This is a genomic window from Butyricicoccus sp. OF27-2pH9A, assembly GCF_027693185.1.
Taxonomy (GTDB): Bacteria; Bacillota; Clostridia; order Oscillospirales; family Butyricicoccaceae; genus Agathobaculum; species Agathobaculum butyriciproducens.
The window spans coordinates 43,246-65,608 of the sequence record NZ_JAQEXK010000008.1 but is presented as its reverse complement, the minus strand read 5'-3'; the positions used below and the strand labels follow the sequence as shown (position 1 = coordinate 65,608).

Annotated in this window: 22 protein-coding genes and 3 tRNA genes; 5 read left to right on the top strand and 20 right to left on the bottom strand. The window is 56.8% G+C overall.

Features of this window, described 5'->3' with window-relative positions; all coding sequences use genetic code 11:
- Positions 1-985 precede the first annotated feature (985 nt).
- From PG722_RS07825 to PG722_RS07765, 13 genes are all read right to left on the bottom strand, one after another.
- Positions 986-1,061, bottom strand: a tRNA-Val gene (locus PG722_RS07825).
- Between the two features lie 3 nt (positions 1,062-1,064).
- Positions 1,065-1,139 (bottom strand) — tRNA-Glu (locus PG722_RS07820).
- Between the two features lie 9 nt (positions 1,140-1,148).
- A tRNA-Met gene (locus PG722_RS07815) sits at positions 1,149-1,225 on the bottom strand.
- 121 nt (positions 1,226-1,346) lie between these two features.
- Positions 1,347-2,123, bottom strand: a complete 777-nt coding sequence (locus PG722_RS07810) for a transglutaminase domain-containing protein (protein ID WP_270580203.1) — start codon at positions 2,121-2,123, stop codon at positions 1,347-1,349.
- 92 nt (positions 2,124-2,215) lie between these two features.
- The gene (locus PG722_RS07805; RefSeq protein WP_117752048.1) at positions 2,216-2,998 is read right to left on the bottom strand and encodes a hypothetical protein; all 783 of its coding nucleotides are present in this window, start codon (positions 2,996-2,998) and stop codon (positions 2,216-2,218) included.
- A gap of 25 nt (positions 2,999-3,023) precedes the next feature.
- Complete coding sequence (locus PG722_RS07800) at positions 3,024-3,749, bottom strand: 16S rRNA (uracil(1498)-N(3))-methyltransferase (protein WP_118648203.1); 726 nt, start codon at positions 3,747-3,749, stop codon at positions 3,024-3,026.
- Between the two features lie 78 nt (positions 3,750-3,827).
- Positions 3,828-4,790, bottom strand: a complete 963-nt coding sequence (gene prmA / locus PG722_RS07795) for a 50S ribosomal protein L11 methyltransferase (RefSeq protein ID WP_270580201.1) — start codon at positions 4,788-4,790, stop codon at positions 3,828-3,830.
- 340 nt (positions 4,791-5,130) lie between these two features.
- Positions 5,131-6,162: a hypothetical protein gene (locus tag PG722_RS07790; RefSeq protein ID WP_270580199.1), complete on the bottom strand. Its 1,032-nt coding sequence runs from the start codon at positions 6,160-6,162 to the stop codon at positions 5,131-5,133.
- Positions 6,163-6,216: 54 nt separating this feature from the next.
- Positions 6,217-7,701, bottom strand: a complete 1,485-nt coding sequence (locus tag PG722_RS07785) for a S41 family peptidase (protein ID WP_270580197.1) — start codon at positions 7,699-7,701, stop codon at positions 6,217-6,219.
- Between the two features lie 291 nt (positions 7,702-7,992).
- Positions 7,993-9,690, bottom strand: a complete 1,698-nt coding sequence (gene argS / locus PG722_RS07780) for an arginine--tRNA ligase (RefSeq protein ID WP_270580196.1) — start codon at positions 9,688-9,690, stop codon at positions 7,993-7,995.
- 39 nt (positions 9,691-9,729) lie between these two features.
- Positions 9,730-10,173: a DUF1934 domain-containing protein gene (locus tag PG722_RS07775; RefSeq protein WP_118361062.1), complete on the bottom strand. Its 444-nt coding sequence runs from the start codon at positions 10,171-10,173 to the stop codon at positions 9,730-9,732.
- 13 nt (positions 10,174-10,186) lie between these two features.
- On the bottom strand, positions 10,187-10,984 hold the full coding sequence (gene murI / locus PG722_RS07770) for a glutamate racemase (protein WP_117752043.1): 798 nt from the start codon (positions 10,982-10,984) through the stop codon (positions 10,187-10,189).
- On the bottom strand, positions 10,977-12,047 hold the full coding sequence (locus PG722_RS07765; protein ID WP_118480915.1) for a D-alanine--D-alanine ligase family protein: 1,071 nt from the start codon (positions 12,045-12,047) through the stop codon (positions 10,977-10,979). The genes murI and PG722_RS07765 overlap by 8 nt, the downstream gene beginning before the upstream one ends.
- Before the next feature lie 217 nt (positions 12,048-12,264).
- Here PG722_RS07765 and PG722_RS07760 point away from each other — a divergent pair, with 217 nt between their 5' ends.
- The 5 genes from PG722_RS07760 to PG722_RS07740 are packed head-to-tail and all read left to right on the top strand — an operon-like array spanning position 12,265 to position 14,910.
- A complete protein-coding gene (locus PG722_RS07760) occupies positions 12,265-12,582 on the top strand; it encodes a PadR family transcriptional regulator (protein WP_110435989.1) in 318 nt (105 codons plus the stop codon).
- Positions 12,579-13,238 (top strand): DUF1700 domain-containing protein, encoded by a 660-nt coding sequence (locus tag PG722_RS07755; protein WP_119189524.1) that lies wholly within the window; start codon positions 12,579-12,581, stop codon positions 13,236-13,238. The genes PG722_RS07760 and PG722_RS07755 overlap by 4 nt, the downstream gene beginning before the upstream one ends.
- Entirely contained in the window at positions 13,235-14,164 is a 930-nt protein-coding gene (locus PG722_RS07750; protein ID WP_270580194.1) for a DUF4097 family beta strand repeat-containing protein, read from the top strand. Before PG722_RS07755 ends, PG722_RS07750 begins: the two co-directional genes overlap by 4 nt.
- 46 nt (positions 14,165-14,210) lie before the next feature.
- On the top strand, positions 14,211-14,420 hold the full coding sequence (locus tag PG722_RS07745) for a PspC domain-containing protein (protein ID WP_110435986.1): 210 nt from the start codon (positions 14,211-14,213) through the stop codon (positions 14,418-14,420).
- Positions 14,421-14,460: 40 nt separating this feature from the next.
- Positions 14,461-14,910: a hypothetical protein gene (locus PG722_RS07740; protein ID WP_270580193.1), complete on the top strand. Its 450-nt coding sequence runs from the start codon at positions 14,461-14,463 to the stop codon at positions 14,908-14,910.
- A gap of 92 nt (positions 14,911-15,002) precedes the next feature.
- Here the strand turns inward: PG722_RS07740 and trmD are convergent, their stop codons facing one another.
- The 7 genes from trmD to PG722_RS07705 all read right to left on the bottom strand — a co-directional run bounded on the left by trmD (position 15,003) and on the right by PG722_RS07705 (position 22,347).
- Positions 15,003-15,737 (bottom strand): tRNA (guanosine(37)-N1)-methyltransferase TrmD, encoded by a 735-nt coding sequence (trmD, locus tag PG722_RS07735; protein ID WP_110435984.1) that lies wholly within the window; start codon positions 15,735-15,737, stop codon positions 15,003-15,005.
- Positions 15,734-16,240 carry a ribosome maturation factor RimM gene (gene rimM / locus PG722_RS07730; protein WP_270580192.1) on the bottom strand — a complete coding sequence of 169 codons (507 nt, stop codon included), beginning with the start codon at positions 16,238-16,240 and terminating at the stop codon, positions 15,734-15,736. The genes trmD and rimM overlap by 4 nt, the downstream gene beginning before the upstream one ends.
- Before the next feature lie 664 nt (positions 16,241-16,904).
- Positions 16,905-17,135 (bottom strand): KH domain-containing protein, encoded by a 231-nt coding sequence (locus PG722_RS07725; RefSeq protein WP_110435982.1) that lies wholly within the window; start codon positions 17,133-17,135, stop codon positions 16,905-16,907.
- Between the two features lie 14 nt (positions 17,136-17,149).
- A complete protein-coding gene (gene rpsP / locus PG722_RS07720) occupies positions 17,150-17,392 on the bottom strand; it encodes a 30S ribosomal protein S16 (protein WP_110435981.1) in 243 nt (80 codons plus the stop codon).
- 64 nt (positions 17,393-17,456) lie between these two features.
- Positions 17,457-18,815 carry a signal recognition particle protein gene (gene ffh / locus PG722_RS07715; protein ID WP_270580190.1) on the bottom strand — a complete coding sequence of 453 codons (1,359 nt, stop codon included), beginning with the start codon at positions 18,813-18,815 and terminating at the stop codon, positions 17,457-17,459.
- Position 18,816: 1 nt separating this feature from the next.
- The gene (ylxM, locus tag PG722_RS07710) at positions 18,817-19,188 is read right to left on the bottom strand and encodes a YlxM family DNA-binding protein (RefSeq protein ID WP_110435979.1); all 372 of its coding nucleotides are present in this window, start codon (positions 19,186-19,188) and stop codon (positions 18,817-18,819) included.
- Positions 19,189-19,353: 165 nt separating this feature from the next.
- On the bottom strand, positions 19,354-22,347 hold the full coding sequence (locus PG722_RS07705) for an EAL domain-containing protein (RefSeq protein ID WP_270580188.1): 2,994 nt from the start codon (positions 22,345-22,347) through the stop codon (positions 19,354-19,356).
- Positions 22,348-22,363: the final 16 nt, after the last annotated feature.

Below are 22,363 nucleotides of genomic sequence, written 5' to 3'. Positions count from 1 at the left end.
GGCTATTCCGGCACCGACCCGCTAGGATGCACGAACCGCGCAGGCTGTTCGCCCTATCCGGGCAGCATTTCTCAGCACCGGCTGAGCGGGGTACTCGAACTGCGCAAGCGTGTTCGTCCCTTTCCGGGCGGAGAGTTTTCCGCTGAACCTCAGCGGGGGATTCGCCGTCTGCGGACGGCGGGAACGTGCCGCGCCCCGCGGCGGGGGCAAAAAGGAAGGGACACCTACGGTTTCCCCTCCTCTTTGAACTCCTACCTTTCCCTTGCTTCCTAATCTGGCACAGATTTCCTATATGTGACCGCTTCGAAAAGGAGTACGGCAGTCGGGTGACCGCAGCGTGTCTTTCTCCACCTTTTCGCAGTTCACAGACAGCGTACTGCTACACATGCGGGTTAATCAACGCAGAGTGCGACATAACCGTGCCGCACAATTCGTCAGCACGTTATGATAGACAGCACCTACGAGGATAAATTGTACCAAACGCTTAATTCGTAGGTGCCGTGCGGTATAACGTGTTAAAGAGTTGCGCGGCACTGCTATGCCGCGCCTGCGTAGAGTAAACCGTATGTGTAGCAGTACGCTGTCTGTGAACTGCGAATATCTTGCGAAACAAACGCAAGAGTAACCCGACTGCCGTTCCCCTGTTTCGCAGCGGTCACATGTCGGCAATCTACGCCAGACCCTCCCAAAAGGAAGTGGGAGTTAAGAGGGTAGAAACCTTGGTGTCTACCCTCTTGCCCCGCCGCGGGGCGCGGCGAATCCCCGCGCTCCGCAGAGCGCAACCCCTCGCTTGATTTCAAGCGAAAAACCTCCCGCCCGGAAAGGGACGAACACGCTTACGCAGTTCGAGTACCCCGCTCAGCCGTTGCTGAAAAAAACTGCCGCCCGGAAAGAGCATATTGCCGACGCAACTCGCGCGCCCCAGAAAGTCGGTGCTCCTAAAAAAACAAAAAGAAAAACCACTCACTTTCGTGAGTGGTTTTCGTGGTGGAAGTTAACGGGCTCGAACCGCTGACCCTCTGCTTGTAAGGCAGATGCTCTCCCAGCTGAGCTAAACTTCCAAGTGGTGACCCGTGGGGGAATCGAACCCCCGTTACCGCCGTGAAAGGGCGGTGTCTTGACCGCTTGACCAACGGGCCAAGGGAAAATGGTAGCGGTAATTGGACTTGAACCAATGACCTTCCGGGTATGAACCGGACGCTCTAGCCAACTAAGCTATACCGCCATATCCTTTTCCGTTGTTATCGCCCGCTCGCTGACGACTTGTTTAGTATAGTCCATAATCGAGTAAATGTCAACACCTTTTTTCAAATTTTTTTGAAAAAGTTTTGGAACCGATTTTTTCGCTATTTCCCACCCTGTTCCAGACTGTCCAGAAGCTGCTCGTAAAACGCCTCATTCCAGGTATGCGTCTGCGCCAGTTCTTCTCCGGTGAGCATAAAATACTGATTGGATACATATTCGCCTCTGTCCGGGATCGGGTCGTCAAACGTGCAGTCGATGTAATATGTTGTGCCGCCCAGCCGCACAGCATTCCAGCCGTGATTCATTTCCTCGGATGCGACATAGATGACCTGAATGCCTGCCGCCTTGCACAGCATCTCATACGCACGGCCGTAACCGGCACACACAGCCTTATGATCGAGCAGCGCGCCGTCTGCCGCGAAAGCGGGTGCCGAGCCGTCCGGAGCGTCCTCCTCTGCCGTATTCACATCGTACTCACACTGGCGGATAAGGGTATCATGCAGCGCACGCAGCTTCTCCTCTGCCGTCATGGTCTGCGAAACCGAGCCTGCCGCCAGAGCCCTGGCGTACTCCCACGCCTGCTCCTGCCGCGCCTGCCGAGAAACCTCAGTGTTCAGCTCAATGGTCTTGTTCGGCCGTGTTACCGCGTGCAGCGCGAATGCGTATGGATACTGCGCCTCCAGTGCCCGGTACACCTCGTCCGCGTCCACGTTGTCCTCGCGGAAGGCAACGCCGTTTCCGCCGTTCTCCGCGTCCTGCCGGAGCAGATCTGCCGCCTGATAGACATTATCCACCGGCTTCGCCTGCAGATACGGCAGCCAGAATGCACCGCCGCCAAGCAGAGTCATGGTCAGCAGAAAGCCGAAAAATCGTCTCATACGTCCCCTCCTTCGGGTATGACAAAGCGGGCGGCTGCGCCGCCCGCTGTCTAACCGTCAAAACGCGCCGCGCTTCGACAAAAATGCAATTATCACATCAGCTTCACGGTGTAATATACCGCAGTGATGAACAGATATGCCGCTGCCGCACCCAGTGCGATCATGACATGGCTTGCCGCAAGTACAACGACCGCCGTCAGCGCTACCATCACGATCGGCGTAATGGTGAGCATCAGGTACGCGTTCTTGCTGAACCGGGTGTCGATCTTGCTGCCGCGGAAGGTGAACTTGCCCTTCTTGCGGCGCAGAGAAGCCGTAACACCGATCTGGATCAGCGCCAGCACCGCGGTACCCGCTACCGCCACGGTGGACATCCACGTATGGTTAGCCGAAACCAGTGCACGGTGAATCACCAGCATCGCCGCAACACCCACACCGGTATCTACTGCAATCAGGAAAAATTCCGGCGCATAAGAATGATACACCAGATAATACACTGCCAGAACCGGCAGAACAACATACATCGCCTTGATCGGCATGGTGCCGTAGTAGTTGATCGCGGTCAGGAACACGATGGCAACGATGCTTGCAATCAGCATATTGCGTCCGCACACGATGCGGCGCACGCTGCTGCGCTTGCCTGCATGCTCCTGTCCCAGCATGATGATGCCGGCTACCGCGCCGACAATGCCCACACCGAGCAGCACCCGTGTTACCAGCACGCCGGTCTTCCAGGTGTTGCTGTAGCCCAGCAGGCGCTCGAGAATCATCAGTACCAGCACGCCGAGCAGGCACACACTGAATACTGCGAGCACCTTGTTGGTGGTATACTCTTCCTGAGAAATTGGCTTTTTACCCACATTGTTTTTTGCCAATGTTTAACACTCCCTTTATTTCTTCTCACATGTTGCCGCCGGCATAGAGCACGGCCGCAAGCGCCGCAATCGGCGCAGTCTCACACCGCAGGATGCGTGTACCGAGCGAAACGCTCTGCAGTCCCGCGTCCACGGCTGCCTTTGCTTCAGCCGGATCGAAGCCGCCCTCCGGCCCGACCATCAGCGAAACCGTGTCCCTGACACCGCCTGCAAGCGCATCGTGCAGACCGGTCCGCTTCTCGTTTTCGTAGAAAAACAGTGCCGTTTCGCTTTCCGCCGCCTGCGCGATTGCCTGAGCGACCGGTACAACGGCTGCCACCTCCGGCAGACGTCCTCTGCCGCACTGCTTTGCTGCCTCGGCAGCGATTTTACGCCAGCGTTCCACCTTCTTTTCGGTCTTATCCGGTCGGGAAACGCAATTCTTGGACAGATACGGCACGATACGGCTGACGCCGAGTTCTACCGCCTTCTGCACGATAAATTCCATTTTGTCGCCCTTGGGCAGCGCCATAAACAGCGTGATAGACTGCTTCGGCTCGGTATCCGCCGCGTGGCAGCTTACGACCCGGCAGGTCACGGCTTCCTTCTCCACGGCTTCCACCGTGCAGTCAAAATCCATTCCGGCACCGTCACACAGGGTAACACCTTCGCCGACACGCAGACGCAGAACACGTCCCGCATGATGCGCGTTTTCTCCGGTAAGGGTCAGCACGCCGTCCTGCGGCTGCTGATCGACAAAAAATCGAGGCATAATAATCAAATAACCTTTCCTATTTTAGCAAAAAAACAGCCGTTTGGCAAGTGAACATTCCGTGAATCCTGAAACAAATCACTTTTTCGCAGCAAAAGCGCTCCAGTCATCGCTCTTCTCGTGCGAAAGAATCGTAAATCCGCTCTTTTCCAGCGCCGCGCGCACCTCCTCGGCACGCTCGTTGAGGATGCCGGAGCAGATCAGTGTGCCGCCCTTGACCAGCTTATCCGCAAACATGGGCGACATGCCGATGATGACATCAGCCACGATATTCGCCACGATCACGTCGTAGCCGCTGCCGATGTCCTCGGCGAGCTTCGGGTCGCGCAGCGCATCGCCGCACAGACCTCTGCCGATCTCGACATGATTTTTTTCCGCATTTTCATGTGCAGTTTTCAGACAGTTCTCGTCGATATCGACGATGGTCTGCACATCCGCGCCGAGCATAGCCGCCGCAATGGCCAGAATACCCGAGCCAGTGCCCATATCGAGCAGCTTGTCGCCCGGCTTTACCTCATCCTCGAGCGCCATCATGCACAGCTGGGTCGTGTCGTGGCTGCCGGTGCCGAAGGACGACGCCGGGTCGATCTCCAGAATACGGCGGCCCTGCGGATCCTCAACCGTTTCCCACGAGGGCTTGATCATAAAGCCGCGTCCCACCGGGAACGGCTTGAAATACTGCTTCCATCCCCACTCCCAGTCCTCCTGACGGGTCAGCGCGGTTTCGGTACACAGTCGGCCCCAGGCGTGCTCCTCATCGCGCGCCTTGAGGTTTTCCAGCGCGGCACGGATATCCGCGTACTGCTTTGCACCCTCGTCGCTGTCCGGCAGATAGATTTTGAGACAGGTCTCCTGTGCACGCTTCTCGCGCACCAGGTCCTCGTCTACATAGTCCCAGTATATTTCGGTGTCCTTGAGAAATTCTTCAAAATCCGCCGCATCCTCAAGCACATAGCCTTCTACGCCATTGTCCTCGAGCAGTGCTTCGACCGGACCGATGCCCTCGGTCGTCGTGTAGATCGTAACTTCTCTCCAGTCCATAGGTTCCACCCTGCCTTTCCTATCCAGATAACCGCGCTCCGCGCGGTATTCAATAACAATTTGCTTGCATAATTGCAACTACAAGACCGGTTTTCGTCCAGAAAACCGAGTCTTTGGTCCCGCAGCGCGACCAAGAAGTCGCGCAAGGATAGCGGCCGCCCGCAGGCGACTGCCGCTCTGCGGCAGCATTCAATCCGCGGCGCATTGCGCCGCAACAAAACCCGCGACATGTGCGTGGGTTTTGTTTCCCCGCCCCAGTGCCCCTGGGGCACGTCATTCGGGTATCGAAAGGCGGTTTCTCCGGAACCGTCTTTCGTATATAGGGGACTTTTGAAGTCCCCTATAAGCGGATCATGCCGTATTTCGTCTCGAAGTACGAAATGACCGCGTCTTCCTGCTCCCATGTGCCGTCATACAGTGCAAGTCCCGGAAATACCCGCAGACCCTGCTCCAGCAGGTCGGCAGATTCCGCGCACAGGCACAGCGGACGCGAAATCATATAGCGGGATTCCTCCAGTGTGACAACATCCTCTTCGGTTTCGAGCAGCAGCTTGAACGCACCCGAATCATCCTCGGCTTCGATGAGATCCTCATCCAGATGCGGACCGCACTCGATCTCGTCCGAAATGTCGATGGTCGGAGCGATAAAATGCGCGTGCTTGCCATCCGGCGCACAGATAAAATCATCGTGATCGCGCGGCAGCGTTTTGCACGCCACCTGATTGCCGCGCAGCGCTGCGACAAATGCTTCCGTAATGTCGGGCATAATGACCTCGGTGTTGTACAGTGTGGTTTGAGACAGCCAGTCCGCGTGCATGCACACGCCGAGCGACAGCCGCGCATACGGCGCTGCGATTTCGAGCGCCTGCGTCAGCGATTCGGGATCGTGTGCGCTGATCAGCACAGTCGTAACGCCAATGCGCTGCAGCACACCGATAGCCGCCCGCACATCCGTGCCGTCCGGCAGATGGCCTTCATCGTCCTCCACCTGCAGCTCCGCAATTACCGTTCGGCCGCACAGATCGCCCAGAGCCAGCACAGCGGCACGCAGTGCCGGAAACGTCGGCGCGCCATGCAGATAATAGAACGCCGCATCATCGTGCAGCAGAGGACGGAAGACCTCCTTGCACTGCTCAATGTAGTGCATGGTGATCGGGCGTTCGCAGTGCTCCGCATCGGGTTCGGGCGGGCACTCGAGCGCCAGACCGACCGGCAGCGGCGCCAGCTCTTCAGCCCATGCATCGCACAGTTCAGCATTCGGTGCAAGCGCGCCTGCAAACTGCTCGGGCGCGGTATGATACAGCGAAATTGCCGCCGGATTGTTCAGCAAAAGCTGCGGTTTATGCTCGGATTGACATAAAGGAATATCCAAGGTTGTTCTTCCTCCTAAGAAGATGAAAAATATTCATATTTCAGTTGATAAAGTTTACTTTTTCGTCCAGCTGCCGTCACTCTTAGCGGTATACTGCTGCGGTTTTGCCGCCGCCAGCCTGCACATTTCAAGTGCGCTCTGCAGCTGATCGTCCACCAGATAGGTCTGGCCGTTCAGCGCAGTAACCGCTTCATCCAGTGCGCTCAGCATTTCCGGAGACGCATACAGCGCCGCAGGCAGATCGTAAGCCGCCCGGAAGGACGCTACCACGTCCGCTACGTCGCCGTCATACCTGCCGGTTGCTTCGGTGAGCAGTCCCAGCAGCGACAGGCGCTCGGTCATGGCGTAAACCACGTCCGAGCTGTCGCCAAAACGCAGGGTTGTGCTCGTATCGAGCGGTTTGAGATCCTTGGTATTGACCGTAACCTTGCGGTTTTCCAGCTGGATATCCGGCGTCAGGCCGACACCTTCCCAGCAGCCCTGCTTGGGCAGCTCGAGCTCCAGCGTGGTGATGACCAGCTTGTCGCCGTTTACCAGATCAATGTGGAACTGCCCCTGTCCCTTGCCGTAGGTCTTGCTGCCGATGAGCGTCGCCGAGCCGGTATCCTGCAGGCTGCCTGCCAGCAGCTCCGCCGCGGAAGCCGTGCCGCCGTCCACCAGAACGACAATCTTGTTAAGCGGCAGCGCATTGCCGGTCGAATAGGTCTGCTCCAGACCGCCCATATCATCGCGGTAGCGCACGCCGGCAAGCTCTGCATCCTTGACCGGTGTCATAACATTGGCCATTTTGAGCGCCGCGTCGATCAGGCCGCCGCCGTTGCCGCGCAGGTCGAGAATGACCGCACGGGTGTTCTTGGACGGCAGGCTGTCCCAAATCTCCGAAAACGCCGACCAGTCGTTCTGCGAGCCGATGGCGCTGACCTTGATGTACTCCACACCGTCCGCCATCGTCTTGTTGGAAACGTACACGCGGTTGACCTGACGGCGCTCACAGGTAACGGTAATGTCCCGTCCGTAGCGGCGCACGGTCAGCTTGACCGACGTGCCTTCCTCGCCGCGCAGCTTAGACGCTACATCGGCATTTTTCAGCTTGGTTGCGTCCTCACCGTTGATTTTCACGATAAGATCGCCAATCTGCAGACCGGCTTCCTCCGCCGCTGAATAGCGCATGACCTCAGCAATCTGTACGCCGTTTTCTGTCTCCTGCAGGCCGACACCGATGCCGACAAAGCCCTCAAGCGTCGAAAAGCCCTGCGAATACTCCTCGCTCGACAGATACATGGAATGCGTATCGAGCAGCGAGAGAATGTCGTTGAGCACGTCATACATCTCATCCGGATGCTTTTCCAGATATTTATTGATATAGTTCTGCAGAACGTACGGATCATGCTCTGCCTTGAGGCCGAAAGCATCAATGAGCGCCCAAACGCCGTCAAACCACGTTTCGCTCTGTCCGTCCTGCGTGATCGCACCGGCAGAGGCGGTCATCATTGCCGCCGTCATCGCCAGTGCCGCTAATCTTTTGGCTAATTTTTTCATGTGGTTCTCCTCCGCGCTCAGCGCGGCAAAAAATCCGTTTTGCTTGCAAAACGTAACCGCATGGCAGGTTTTTTACCGAAAAACCGAGCCATTGGTCCCGTCCGCAGACGGCCGCCGTTACACGGCGGCTTTCAATCAGCGGCGCATGCGCCGCAACAAAACCCGCGACATGTGCGTGGGTTTTGTTACCCCGACCCAGCGCTCTTGGAGCGCGTCATTCGGGTATCGAAGTATGGTTTCTCCGGAACCATACTTCGTATATAGGGGACTTTTGAAGTCCCCTATACGTTGTCACATCGACTCCGGTGCATCTACGCCGATGAGCTTCAGCACGTTCTCAATGGTCTGCTTTGCTGCCAGGCACAGGGTCAGACGCGCATCACGGACAGCCGGCTCGGCATCCTTGATGCGGCAGGCATTGTAGAAATGATGGAACTGCTGCGCCAGTGCAACGGCGTACTTGTTGAGACGCGACGGATCGCGGCTGACAGCGGACTGCACGATCTCCTCGGGCAGCAGAGCAACCTGCTTGATGAGCTGACGCTCATCTGCGCCGGTCAGCACGGACAGGTCGGTCTTGCCGGTATCCGGCAGCGCAATGCCGCTCTCCTGTGCGTTCTTGAGCACAGAGCAGATACGCGCGTGCGCGTACTGCACATAGTACAGCGGGTTATCGGAATCCTGCTTGATAGCAAGGTCAAGGTCGAACTCCATCTGGGTCTCTGCCGCGCGGGAATTGAAGAAGAAACGCGCTGCATCGACCGGAATCTCGTCGAGCAGGTCGGTCAGCGTCAGGCTCTTGCCGGTACGCTTGGACATGCGGACAACCTCGCCGCCCTGCATCATGCGGACAAGCTGCATGAGCACGATCTCCAGACGGTGCGAGCCGTCCAGTCCGAGTGCGTCCAGAGCGCACTGCAGACGCTTTACATGACCGTGATGGTCAGCACCCCAAATGTTGATAACACGGTCAAAGCCGCGCTTCTCAAACTTGTTGCGATGGTAGGCAATATCCGCCGCAAAGTAGGTATAAAAACCGTTTGCACGGCGCAGAACGTCGTCCTTGTCACAGCCGAAGTCGGTCGAACGGAGCCACAGTGCGCCGTCCTCGGTCTCGTAGGTTGCGCCCTTGGCGGTCAGCATATCAATGGTCTCCTTAACGTAGCCGCTCTCATGCAGAGTGGACTCACGGAACCATACGTCGTAGTTGATCTTGTAACGCTTGAGGTCGCGCTCCATGCGGGCAATGTTGGTCGGCAGACCGTAGCCCTCGATGATGGCGAAACGCTCCTCCGGGGTCTTTTCGAGCAGGCTGTCGCCGTACTGCTCTACCAGATCATGCGCCAGCGCCTTAATGTCGTCGCCCTGATACCAGGAAGCGTCAAACTCGATGGCGTCCTCGCCGCGGATCTCCTGGATATAGCGGCCCTCAACCGAGTGCGCGAACTTGTCTACCTGATTGCCTGCATCGTTGATGTAGAACTCACGGGTAACGTCGTTGCCGGACCAGTCCAGAACCGAGGACAGACAGTCGCCCAGAACACCGCCGCGTGCATTGCCCATGTGCATCGGGCCGGTCGGGTTGGCGGAAACGAACTCTACCATGACCTTTTCCGGCTTTTTGCTCTCGGTACGGCCGTAATTCTCGCCCATGGTGAATACACCGCGGACAGCCTGCTCGTACCAGCCCTGATTCAGCGTGAAGTTCATAAAGCCCGGGCCTGCAATGGTCACGGTGTCAAAGCAGCTGCCCTCGAGGTCGAGGTTTGCCACGATGCTCTCCGCGATCTTGCGCGGCGCCATGTGCAGCGGCTTTGCACACTGCATGGCAAAGGTGGATGCCCAGTCGCCGTTGGAGGAATCCTTCGGGGTCTCTACTGCAACCGGAGGAATGGTGCCCTCAGGCAGCTCGCCTGCGGCTACAGCCTTGCGGTACGCCGCTTCTACAACGCGGGTTGCTTCGGCGCGTGCGATTTCGTATGCGTTCATGTGTACACTCCTATATCTAAATCTCTTATTTTTACTTTATTAAACGACCTGAATGTTCGGTTTGGTCGATACCGTCATCTCAAAGTGGTGTTCTCCCATGAGAGAGTTGTCCACCTCGACCGTGTAGTCGATGATAAGGTGTCCGCCGTTCTCGCCGATGGTGTTGTGCACCCGCGAGGTGTGGGTGGCGATAGCCATTTCGCTGCCGACCGGCGTCTGATACAGACCGACATGGCGCTCGTCCTCAGCGAACAGCATGTGCGAGGGAAACGTACCCGTGCGGATGAGGGCAACCGTTTTGCCATCCAGCTTGACGGTGGTCTTGGTGCCTTCGAGTCCGGTCAGTTCACTTTCCTCGTATGCGATGTAATATTTTCCGCCGCGCTCGTACAGCGTGGCAGCGGTTTGCAGGTCGATGTTCTCCTCGTCACAGCCCGCAAACTGCTGCTGAGAGGAAATCGTCAGCCAAACGTCCTTCTTCATATCTCTATGCTCCTTAATAGCGGGAAATATCCACAAGCTCCGCACCGACATCGACCTTTTCCTGCAGGAACAGCTCGGCGAGCTGGTCAAAGCCCTGCGGATCGTCCGAAACGAAATACTGCGTGGTGCCCGTACCCTCGTTCGGGTCAAACTGCGTGGAAGCGAGGTTTGCCGCCTCGGCGCCCGAGTCTATGAGCGTCACATCCGGACCCATAAAGTCGCCGATGACCTCCTCGAGCAGCGGATAGTGCGTGCAGCCGAGAATCAGCGTATCCACACCTGCGTCCTTCAGCGGCGTGAGATATTCCTTCACGATCGTTTCGATGACCACATCGCCGCGATGCACGCGGCCGTTCTCGACCAGCGGCACGAACAGCGGACACGCCTGCGTAAACAGGTCGAGCGTGCCGTCCTTTTTGTGCAGATACTTCTCGTATGCACCCGAACGGATGGTGGCCGCCGTGCCGATCACGCCGACTCTGCCGGTCTGCGTCATGGTCATGGCGCGGCGGCAGGCAGGCTCTACCGTACCGATGATCGGAATGTCGTTCTCCTCGGAAAGCAGGTCAAGCGCGATAGCGGACACGGTGTTGCAGGCAATGATGATGGATTTCAGGTCAAACTGGCGCAGAAACGCCACATCCTGCCTTGCATACTTGGTAATGATATCGCGGCCGCGCGTACCGTACGGCACACGGCCGGTATCGCCGAAATAGATGATATTCTCCTGCGGCATCAGGGCGTGCAGACGGCGCACGGCGGTCAGACCGCCCAAGCCGGAGTCAAATACGCCGATGGCGCGCTTATCCATGATGCTCCTCCAGTGCCAGAGAGATCAGGCGGTCGAGCAGCTCGGCATAGCCGATGCCCTCGTAGTCAAACAGCTTGGGGTACATGCTGATCGAGGTAAAGCCCGGAATCGCATTCAGCTCGTTGAAAACGACCTCACCGCTGTCGTGGGTGACAAAGAAGTCTACGCGCGACAGGCCGCGGCAGCCGAGTGCGGTGTAAACGCGGACGGCGTCCTGACGGACGGCCGCAATCTGCTCCTCGGTGATGTGTGCCGGAATGTACAGACGCGAGCTTTCGTCCTTGTACTTGGCATCAAAGGTGTAGAACTCCTGCGTCGGAGCGATCTCACCGACCGTGGAGGCCTGCGGCTCGAGGTTGCCGAGCACAGCGCACTCGACCTCGTGACCGTCGATGAACTCCTCGACGAGCACCTTGGTATCCAGCTTAAAGGCTTCGGTCAGGCCCTCGGCCAGCTCGAGCAGATTGTTCGCCTTGGCAACGCCTACGGACGAGCCCTGCGAGCACGGCTTGACGAATACCGGGAACGCACCCAGCGTTTCCGCAGCCGCGGCGATTACTGCCTCGGCATTGCGCTCAAAGTCATATCTCAGCGCCAGATAGTACCGCGCCTGACGGACGCCGGTGCCCTCAACGACCTTTTTGGTCAGCGCCTTATCCATCGTGTTCGCGCTTGCGGCTACGCCGCAGCCGACGTACGGAATGCCGGCCAGCTCGAGCAGACCCTGCATCGTGCCGTCCTCGCCGCCGACGCCGTGCAGCACCGGGAATACGCAGTCCAGACGGACAATCTCGATCTCTCCCTCGCGGAGCAGCACCATGCCGTGCATGCCGCGGTCGGGTGCGAGAACGACCTTTACCTTGCCGGTCATGCGCTCCCACGCACCGCTCTCTACACGGTCCGGATCACAGTCCGGGCAGTAGAACCACTCGCCGCTGCGGGTGATGCCGACCGGATAGATTTCATATTTATCTTTATTCAGGTTTCGCAAAATAGAAGCGGCAGACAGGCACGAGATGTCGTGCTCACTCGAAATACCGCCGAATAATACAGCCAGTTTCATTTATCAGATTCGCCCTTTCGTTCGTTTCCTCTGCCCATACTTATACAGATACCATTATACGCTATCTTTTCCGCGAATACAATGCGAAAACAGTGTTTTTCCTGCACTGATCCCACAAAATTTACAATTCCTTCATAGTTATTTTTGATATACCTGTTGACGGACTATATTATATCTCATATAATATTATTAGAAACACAGGAGAGGAGGATTCCATATGTCCTATCCCATCTCGTCCTCCCTGCTGGACGGCATCGTGCTTGCCGTAGTCGAGCGAGAGAGCACCTACGGCTACCGTATCACGCAGGACGTACAAAAGGTACTGGATATTTCCGAATCTACGCTGTATCCGGTACTTCGGCGGCTGATGAAGGACGGCTGCCTGACCACCTACGATCAGGCCTATGCGGGCCGCAACCGCCGCTACTACCAGATCACCGAGCACGGCAGAGCCGCTCTGCGGCAGCACCGCATCGACTGGCAGAACTACCGCAGCGGGATCGACACGATCTTTTTTGGAGGGGTGAACGAATGAACAGAGCAGATTATATGGCAGCGCTGCGGCGTGCGCTTTCGGTTTTGCCGGAGGAGGAACGCGCGAACGCTCTGCGCTATTACGAAGAATATTTTGATGACGCAGGCCCAGAAAACGAGGCGAAGGCCATCGAGGAACTCGGCGAGCCGGCAAAAGTTGCGGCGCAAATCCTTGCGGACTACCGCGAACTGACCGCTGTACCGCATACACAGCCGATAAAAGAGAAGCGCCGCTGGCGCGGTATCAGTCCGCTGCTGCTGATTGTGCTGGTGCTGCTCGCCATCCCGATTGGATTGCCGCTCGTATTCGGCGCAGGTGCAACCGTGCTTGGCGTGCTTCTGGCGATCGTTGCGACCGTGCTCGCGGTGATTTTCGCTGTACTGCTCATTCTGTACGGCATTCCGCTTGCGCTGATTTGCGGCGGAGCCGTGATTACCGTGCTGTCCTGCACACTGTGGGCGACACCGGCAAACGCGCTCGTCACACTCGGCAACGGACTGGCTGCCTTTGCCGCCGGTATCCTGCTCGGACTGCTGTCCATCAAGCTGAGTATTCTGTTTGTGCCGCCGGTGTTCCGCGCCTTTGTCGCCGTGCTGCGTGCGCCGTTTAACTGGATTCGCAACAGATGCCGCCGTACAGGAGGTGGAAATGTATGAAAAAGCTCATTATTGCCTGCGCTGCCGTGCTGGTGCTCGGACTCGGACTGACAACGGTCGGTCATGTGCTCGGCGGACAGTTTTACAGCGTGTACTATAATGGTGCGCTGCACCCGTTCAGCGATGCCGCACAAAATTTTTCCGATAAGTTTGTGAACATCAGCGACCACCTTGTCACCGCCGATGAAGATGATGACAGCGATTTTGACACTGACTGGGTGCAGGATTACCTCGAAACCCGCCGAAATGCCATCGAAGGTTACAGCCTGCCCAAGCAGTCGCTCGACCATATCACCAGTATCGACCTGACGCTCAAGGGCGGCGATTTCGAGATACTGTATGTATCCGGCGCGGGCACGGACTTTACGCTGGACGGCGATTACAGCGTTGCGACCAGCTCTTTTACCCAAAACGGCAAATGGACAGCAAACATCTGGGCGAACAGCGGCACTGTCACCCTCATTATCCCGCGGGACAGCACATCGTTCCGTGAGATAGACATTGCCTGCACGCAGTCCGCAAACCTGTTCATCGAGGATAACCTCAGCGCAGACAGCATCAAGCTCTCCACGCAGGACGGCACGCTGACGACCAACGGGCTGTATGCACAGAACATCAGTCTTCACACCAACACCGGAAACATTTCGGCATCCCTGCTGGAATCCAATCTGGGCCGGTGCCATATACAGGCGCACACAAACGGCGGTCCGGTCACGCTGAACGGCACTTCTCTGGTGCAGCTCAACGAGGACGGCAGCGGCACGGCACTGTATGACAACCGCTATGATACCGAAACGAAGTCCTATCGGCTCGACTTCTCGCTCGACCTGAACGCGACCGTCGGCGGCAGCGGCCGCATCGACCTGCTGAGCAAATACGAGGTCGGCCTTGTTCCTCAAGATGCACAGGGTCAAGATGTAACTTGACGAAATCCACAAAACAACGTATGATAAAAGAAAAGGAGACTTTACGATGAATGGCAAGAAATTGTATCGCAGTGAATCCAACCGCATGCTGTGCGGTGTCTGTGCCGGCATCGCGGAATATTTTGATCTCGACCCGACTTTGATCCGTCTGGCATGGGCGCTTGTATGCTTCCTCGGCGGTTCGGGTATCCTGGCGTATATTATCGCCGCGATCATCATTCCGTCCGAGAGCACGCGCAATAACAATATGATGTGACCCATCGCCGTTTCTCCGGAAAAGAGAGGAAGTGCTCGCTATGAGCGAAAATCAGCAGCCGCTGGACGAAGAACAGGCGGTTTCCGATGTGCAGGAGCAGGAAACCCTGCCTGCCGCAGCCGAAGATACCCCGCCCGCTGCGCAGGATGAAAATGCACCCGCCATCCTCGACGCGGAACCAGAAGAGGAAGAAGAAGATATTGATCCTGCCGATGTGAAGATCTTCGGCATGAAGCGCCATGTGTTCCAGCTGACCTGTCTGGGCGCCGCTGTCGGCTATATCCTGTGCGGACTGGTCGGTATTCTCGGTGAGAAGATGCAGGGTACCGGTCTGGGCGATATTCTGGCGAAATCCCCGAGCACAACCGTCTGGGCGGTCGTTGTGGCCGCTGTCGGCTACTTTATCGGCTCGCGTCTGGAGAAAAAGCGCGAAGCTGCCCGTGAGGCAGAACAGGCTGCGCTTGAGCAGCCGTCCGACGAAAACGCATAATTTTCCTTTTGGAGCTGTCCGGAAAGAGAGTCTGTGTAAGCAGGCTCTCTTTTCGCGTTTGCGCAACAAAAAAGAACCCCGAAGGGTTCTTTTTACCGCTCATCGCTGTTCATTTTATCGAGAATCTTCTTATCCCGCTTATCCTGCGGCTGAAACTGTGCAAACAGGTCGGGTCGATCCTTTTTCGTGCGGCGCAGGCTCATTTCGCGCCGCCACGCTTCGATGTTGGCATGGTGGCCGGAGAGAAGCACCTCCGGTACTTCCCTGCCGCGCCAGTTTTCCGGGCGGGTGTACTGCGGATGCTCGAGCAGACCGTCCCAGTGGCTTTCCGCCGTGAACGCTTCCTCGTCCGGCAGAACACCCGGCACCATGCGGCATACTGCGTCCGCAACTGCCATCGCGGGGATCTCGCCGCCGGTCAGCACAAAGTCACCGATGGAGATCTCCTCGTCCACGCACTCGTCAATAAAGCGCTGGTCAATGCCCTCATAATGGCCGCAGACCAGAATAAAATGCTCCTTTGCGAGCAGCTCACGCGCTTTCTGCTGGTTAAACGGCTGTCCCTGTGCAGAGAGGAACACCGTGTGCACATGCTCGCCGGCACTCAGCGCCTGATGGCACAGATACAGCGGCTCAGCCAGCATGACCTGTCCACGTCCGCCGCCATAGGGCGCGTCATCCGCCTTGTGGTGCTTGTCGAGCGCATAATCGCGGATGTTGGTTGCCTTGACCTCGACAACACCCTTGTCCTGTGCGCGTCCGATAATGCTTTCGCGCATAACCGCGTTGATCATCTCCGGAAACAGCGTCATAATGTCGATTTTCATTCGATCAGACCCTCGATGCTCTCAACGTAGATCACGCCGGCTTCCATGTCGATCTCCTTGAGGAACGGCTTGATGGCCGGAATGTAGATCAGGCGGCCGTCCTCACCGGCGATTTCGTACATATCATGCGCCGGATTACTGGTCAGTACGTCACGGATGCGGCCGATTACGCGGTCAACGCGCAGATCGAACACCTTGAAGCCCAGAATATCCTGAATGAACACGAGATCCTCGGGCAGCTCTACGTCCTCGCGGTCGAGGTGGAGCACCTTGTTTCGCATCGTCTCGGCGGCCTCGACCGTGTCAATGCCCTTGATGTGCATAAGCACAACATTCTTGTGAACCTGCGCCTTTTCGACGGTCACAGGCGTTTTTTCGTCCAGATAGAGCGTGTCAAAGTCACACAGCACCTCAGGGCTGTCGCACCAGCTCTGCACCTTCAAGTCGCCGCGCACGCCGTGCGTGCCGACGATCTTGCCGGCCTCTAAAAATTTCTTCGGCATATTCGTTCTTTCCTCCTGCCTGTGAGCGTTTTTATTCCTGCGATATTGGATTGATGGTGATTCGTTTATCTGTCGGGGATTTCGCCGTCTGCGGACGGGGCGCGCAATTCTTTAGCCCGTTACTACGCACGGCACCTGCGAATTTAGACATTCACCACATTTAACTGCGTAGGTGCCTTCCAACACAACACGTTAAGAGTTTGTGCGGCACTGTTATGCCGCACCCAGCGCTAATGAACCCGCCTGTGTAGCAGTCCGGTATCTGGCACTGCAAAACGGTTGAGAAAGACACGGAAGGAAAAATCCTCTGCCGCTCCTTTGCGAGTCTCAACTCTGCAAATTTCGCCGTGCCCTCTAAGGGAAAAGGGGAGATTCACAAGAGGGTGGAAAACCGCAGGTTGTCTACCCTCTTGTGCGCCCGCGGCGCGCAGCCGCAGCGTCCTCGCCGCCCGCAGGCGGCGCCACTCCTCGCTGAGGTTCAGCGAAAAACACCCCGCCCGTTAGGGACGAACACGCTTACGCAGTTCGTACACCCCGCTGGATCGGTGCAGATAAAACAAAAAATCGCCGCGCTGCGGCGATTTTCGGAAAAAGCCAGCGCCTGACGGCACCGGCTCTTCATTCAAGTTGAAGTGATTAACACTTCGGCGCGATCCGCGCAGGCTCAGTCGAGAATATCAACTGTGACGCGCTTGTTCTCGCGATTGCCTGCCGCTTTCATGAGTGTGCGGATTTCCTTTGCGATGCGGCCGTGGCGACCGATAACGCGACCCATATCTCCCGGTGCTACACGCAGCGAGTAGGTAATGTTATCGCCGTCGATCTCCTCAGTGATGGCAATCGCAGCCGGATCGGAAACCAGATTTTCGACTATATAAGTCAGTAACTCTTTCATTTCGACGACCTCACTCAATTCAGCACACCGGCCTTCTTCAGAATACCGCGAACGGTATCGGTCGGCTGAGCGCCGTTCTTGATCCACTCCTGAGCACGGTCAGCGTTTACGTTGACAACAGCCGGCTCTGCCAGCGGATTGTAAGTGCCGATCTCCTCGATGAAACGACCGTCACGCGGGTAACGGGAATCAGCGACAACGATGCGGTAGAACGGAGTCTTCTTAGCGCCCATGCGACGCAGTCTGATCTTTACCATTGAAATTTCACCTCCTGTTATAGAAATTTATCTATTGTAAATTTACTTTACAAACGAATAGCGATTAAAACGGCAGCTTGAAGTTGCCCAGTCCCGGGAAGCCGCGGCGCTTTTTGCCCTTGCTGCGTGCCATGCTGGTAAGCTGCTTGGTCATCTTCTGCATGGCCTCAAACTGCTTGAGCAGCTTGTTGACCTGCTCGACCGACAATCCGCAGCCGTTTGCAATGCGCTTCTTGCGGGAGTAGTTGATGATGGAGGGATTATCTCTCTCCTTCGGGGTCATAGACTGGATGATGGCTTCGGTATGTGCCATCTGCTTTTCGTCGATCTTTGCACCGGCGAGGGCTTTTGCGTCCACACCCGGCAGCATGCCGAGCATTTCCTCCATCGAGCCCATGTTTTTCATTTTCTGCAGCTGATCGTAAAAATCGGTCAGCGTCAGCTTGCCGGCCATCATCTTCTTGGCGGTTTCGGCTGCCTGCTTCTGATCGAAGGACTCCTGCGCCTTTTCGATCAGCGTCAGCACATCGCCCATGCCGAGGATGCGGCTTGCCATACGGTCCGGGTGGAACGGCTCGATATCGCCGAGCTTCTCGCCCGTGCCGATGAACTTGATCGGCTTGCCGGTAACGGCCTTGACCGAAAGCGCTGCACCGCCGCGTGCGTCGCCGTCCATCTTGGACATAAGCACACCGTCGATGCCGAGAGCCTCGTCAAAGGTCTGTGCGACCGTTACGGCGTCCTGACCGGTCATTGCGTCCACCACAAGGATGATCTCGGTGGGCTTGACCGTTGCTTTGATGTTTTTCAGCTCGTCCATCAGCTTTTCGTCGATGTGCAGGCGGCCTGCGGTATCGAGGAAAACCAGATCATAGCCGTTCTTGCGGGCAAAGTCGATGCCGTGCTTTGCGATCTCGACCGGATTGCCCTGACCTTCGTCAAAAACGGGGATGTTAAGCTGCTTGCCAACTACCTTTAACTGTTCGATAGCCGCCGGACGGTAAACGTCACAGGCTACGAGCAGCGGTCGGCGCTGCTGCTGCTTGCGAAGCAGAGCGGCCAGCTTTGCGCAGTTGGTGGTTTTGCCGGCGCCCTGCAGACCGGCCATCATCACGATGGTGGGCGGGTTCGGCGATATGGTCAAACGAGTGGTCTGGCCGCCCAAGAGCGAAACCAGCTCCTCGTTTACGATCTTGATGACCTGCTGGGTCGGAGACAGGCTTTCGAGGATCTCCGCGTCCGTTGCCTTTTCGGTAACAGTCTTGATGAAGTCCTTTGCGACCTTGAAGTTGACGTCCGCCTCGAGCAGTGCCATGCGGATTTCCTTCATTGCGTCCTTGATATCGGACTCGGTCAGCCTTCCCTTGCTGCGCAGGTGCTTAAAAGCAGATGAAATTTTTTCGGTAAGCCCTTCAAATGCCATGTTAAGCCTCCTGCCTGAGCTGTTCGAGCAGTGCCGTCATGCGGGAAACGATCTCGTCCGCCTCGGCACTGTGCAGTTGTGCGGCGTTCAATTCATGCAGCTGCTCAACCTCGTGCTGAAGTTCCTCTGCGCACCGCTCGGTGTCGCCGTATCGGGCCACCAGACCGAGCTTGTCCTCCATCTCATGAAGGGCGTGCTCCGCTCGCTTGATGCTGTCGCGCACACCCTGACGGGTGATGCCGGCGTGCTCGGCGATCTCGGAAAGCGAAAGATCTTCATTGTAATACAGATCAAACAGCTCGCGCTGCTTCTCGGTGAGGGTCTCGCCGTAGAAGTCAAACAGCAGGCTCATTTCAAGCGGTGTTGCCTTCATGGTGATCCTCCCTGCGAAGTGTAAAGTGTTTTACCTTTACATCGAACGTGATTATTCTATCCTATATCGGCTCTTTTGTCAAGAGGGAACTTTTCATATTGTAAAGTTTTTTTCGTTCCGGTTGCATCATCGGGAATTGCGGATGGAAACCGCAGCTTCTCCCGCTCACCGATTCATCCACCGAATCACGCTCAGCGCCTGCGGCGCGATCTCACTCGGAGACGCCGCCGGCTTCGCCAGAAAATATCCCTGCAGCAGATCAACGCCCAACTCAATAACCTTGCGCAGCTCAGCTTCGGTCTCGATGCCCTCGGCAACGATCTTCATGCCGCGTCCGTGTGCGTATTCCACAATATCCTTGACCAGCTGCTGCTTATCCGCATCGGTGTCGATATCGCAGATGATGTTGATATCCACCTTGATATAGTCCGGCGACAGCTCGAGCAGACTGTTGCTGTTGCTGTAGCCGCTGCCCCAGTCATCCAGCGCGAGCGCGCCCTGATCGCCCAGTGCTCTGCGCTTGCGCTCCAGCGCCTCGCGGTCGATCTCCTCTTCTTCAGTGATCTCGATGACCAGATTATTCAGCAGCTCGGCAAACTGTGCCTTGAATTCCGCAACATCCTCATCCGTCAGGCTGCTGCTGGCAATCGAGTTGAGAAACAGCTTAGTGTTCCTATGCAGTCGCCCCCTGTTCTGCATCATCACAAACGTGGATGCCGCCTTGAAGGCGGTCAGCCGCTCAACCTCGTACAGCTTGTCCATCTCACGCGCCAGCTTCATCACGGTCAGCGGCGAACTCAGAAGCGGCATTTTCACACGCATCAGCGCCTCATACGCCTCTACCCTGCCGGTATGCGCTGAGAAGATCGGCTGAAAATGGTAGCCTGCACTGCTCTCACGCAGCATCTGCAGGAATTCCCTGCGCAGCTGTGCTGCATAGACCTCCTGATTATAGGCACCGATATCAAATTCACCCATTTCGCCCTTGGACTCATGCTTCACCTGATACATGGCAAAATCCGCATACTTTTTGAGCGTAGCCAGATCCCTGCCGTTCTCCGGATACCACGCGATACCGCCGGAAATGCTGATGCGCATAGTGTCGCCGTTCGGCAGAAGCGCCGTGCGCTCCTTCATTGCTTCGGAAAGCCTGTTCAGCACCTGACGGATTTCGTCCCGTCCATCGTAGCCATAGAACAGCACAATGAATTCATCTCCCGACATACGGGCGCAAATGGTATTCTGGGGCAGCGTCTGTGCAAAGCACTGACCCGCCAGATTGATATATCGGTCGCCCCAGTCATGGCCGAACGTGTCGTTGATATGCTTGAGGTTATCCATATCCATCATCAGCAGCGCAGCATGCCCCAGCTTTTCCGGCATACGGAACAGTTTTTTCGCCCGTGCATCAAAGGCCCGGCGGTTGTACAGACCGGTCAGCACATCGTAATCGCGCTCATGCTCGATGCGGCGGCGCTCAAGTGTTGTCGCAGTCACATCCTCGACCAGACCGACCTGCACCTCATCCTCGCCAGTGATGCGCAGCATGACAAACCGCTCACTGCCGTCCTTTTGCGGAATGGTGAACACACAGCCGCCGTCCTGCAGACTGAAGCTCTCATTCTGCAGCACCAGATTCTCCATCAGCATCTCAAACTGCTCCCGTGTCACATCATTCGGGTCGATGTCCTGCATGCCGAGCATGGAGAAAAAGTTGTCGGTCACGAATACTTTATCGCTGTCCTCACGCATTTCATAGCCGCCGAGTTCAATACTTGCCATGTCCATAATACGCAGGAATTTCGTGGAGGTATCCAGAATATCCTGACTGAGCTGGGTGATTGCGGTGGAAAAGCCGTCTAACTCGCGGATGCCGGTGCGCGAGAGCTTTGGGATCTCCGTTCTCTTATCCTTTATAGCGGCTATCTCGTCGGACAGCTGCCGGATCGGATGCGCCAGTCCACGGCTGACCAGATAACTGCATACCAGACCGACGGCCAGCGTCAGCACGACTGCCACCAGCAGCAGACTCTGCATATCGTTGGAGATTTTATACAGCGTGCTGTTGGGCACCATGCCGAGCAGCAGCCAGTGCTCATCCGAAAATGGTGCATTGCGGTTGTACAGCGTCAGCGGTTCCGCACAAGCGAAGTATTTTGTCTTATTGATGACAATGGTGCCGGCAGCACCGTTGTTCCGCATGACAATGCTCTGCGCGCTTTTCAGCGAATGATCCTGCGTAGAAAACGTCACCGGCTGCAGCGGAATGCTGCCGACCGGCTTTTCATCAGTCATTACGGCGAGCAGGTATGCGCCGGTACCGTCATTCTGCAGCTCGGTCAGCGGCAGCTGCTCCTCCAGATAGCTGCACAGCAGCTCCACGCCGACAACGCCGTACACCGTGCCGTCCGGCAGGATGAGCGGCTGCGCGTACGCGATTGCTTCCCGCTTGTCTCCCGGCAAAACATACGGCGAGGTCGTCCAGCGGCCGTACTGCGCCATCAGCAGCTTGCCGCCGTCCTGATAGGCGGTCATGAACGGCTGATACACAAAATCATCAAGCTCTTCATAGTCCAACGCGGGCTGCCAGCAGGAGTCCGTCGAAATACGCATGGACTTCACGATTCCTGCCGGTGCAAACGACAGCATCAGATCCTCGTTGCGCTCGGAAGCCGCCGCATCCGGGTCCAGATCGCGCAGATAAATGCCCGGCAGACGCCCATTGGTCTTGCGGGCATCCAGATCGCATGTATTGAGCACCACGAATACGCCCGTCACCGACGAGCTGCGCAGCTGCGTCACCAAATCATCCGCAATCGCTTCAAGCAGCGGCTCGCTCGAAGCGCTGCTCTGTCCCAGCGTATCCTTTGAGATTTGACCGGAGGTCAGCAGCGCTTCGGTCTTCTCGTTGATCCGATTCGGCATATCGCCGAGATTCTGCGCCTGCACGAGAAAATCCTCCAGATATCTGCTGCGGTTCTCAACCTGTTTGGCTAAAATGTCCTCCGCATTCCGGTCCAGCTGCTGCGGCACGCGGCTTACCGCGATGGAGCCGATCAGCAGTGTGACCTCGACCGCCAGAATGACCAGTACCGATATAAATATAGTGGAAAAGACTGATCTTTCCCGTTTTTCTGTTGGCTTACTGCAAGCCTTCATACCGCACCGCCTGTTC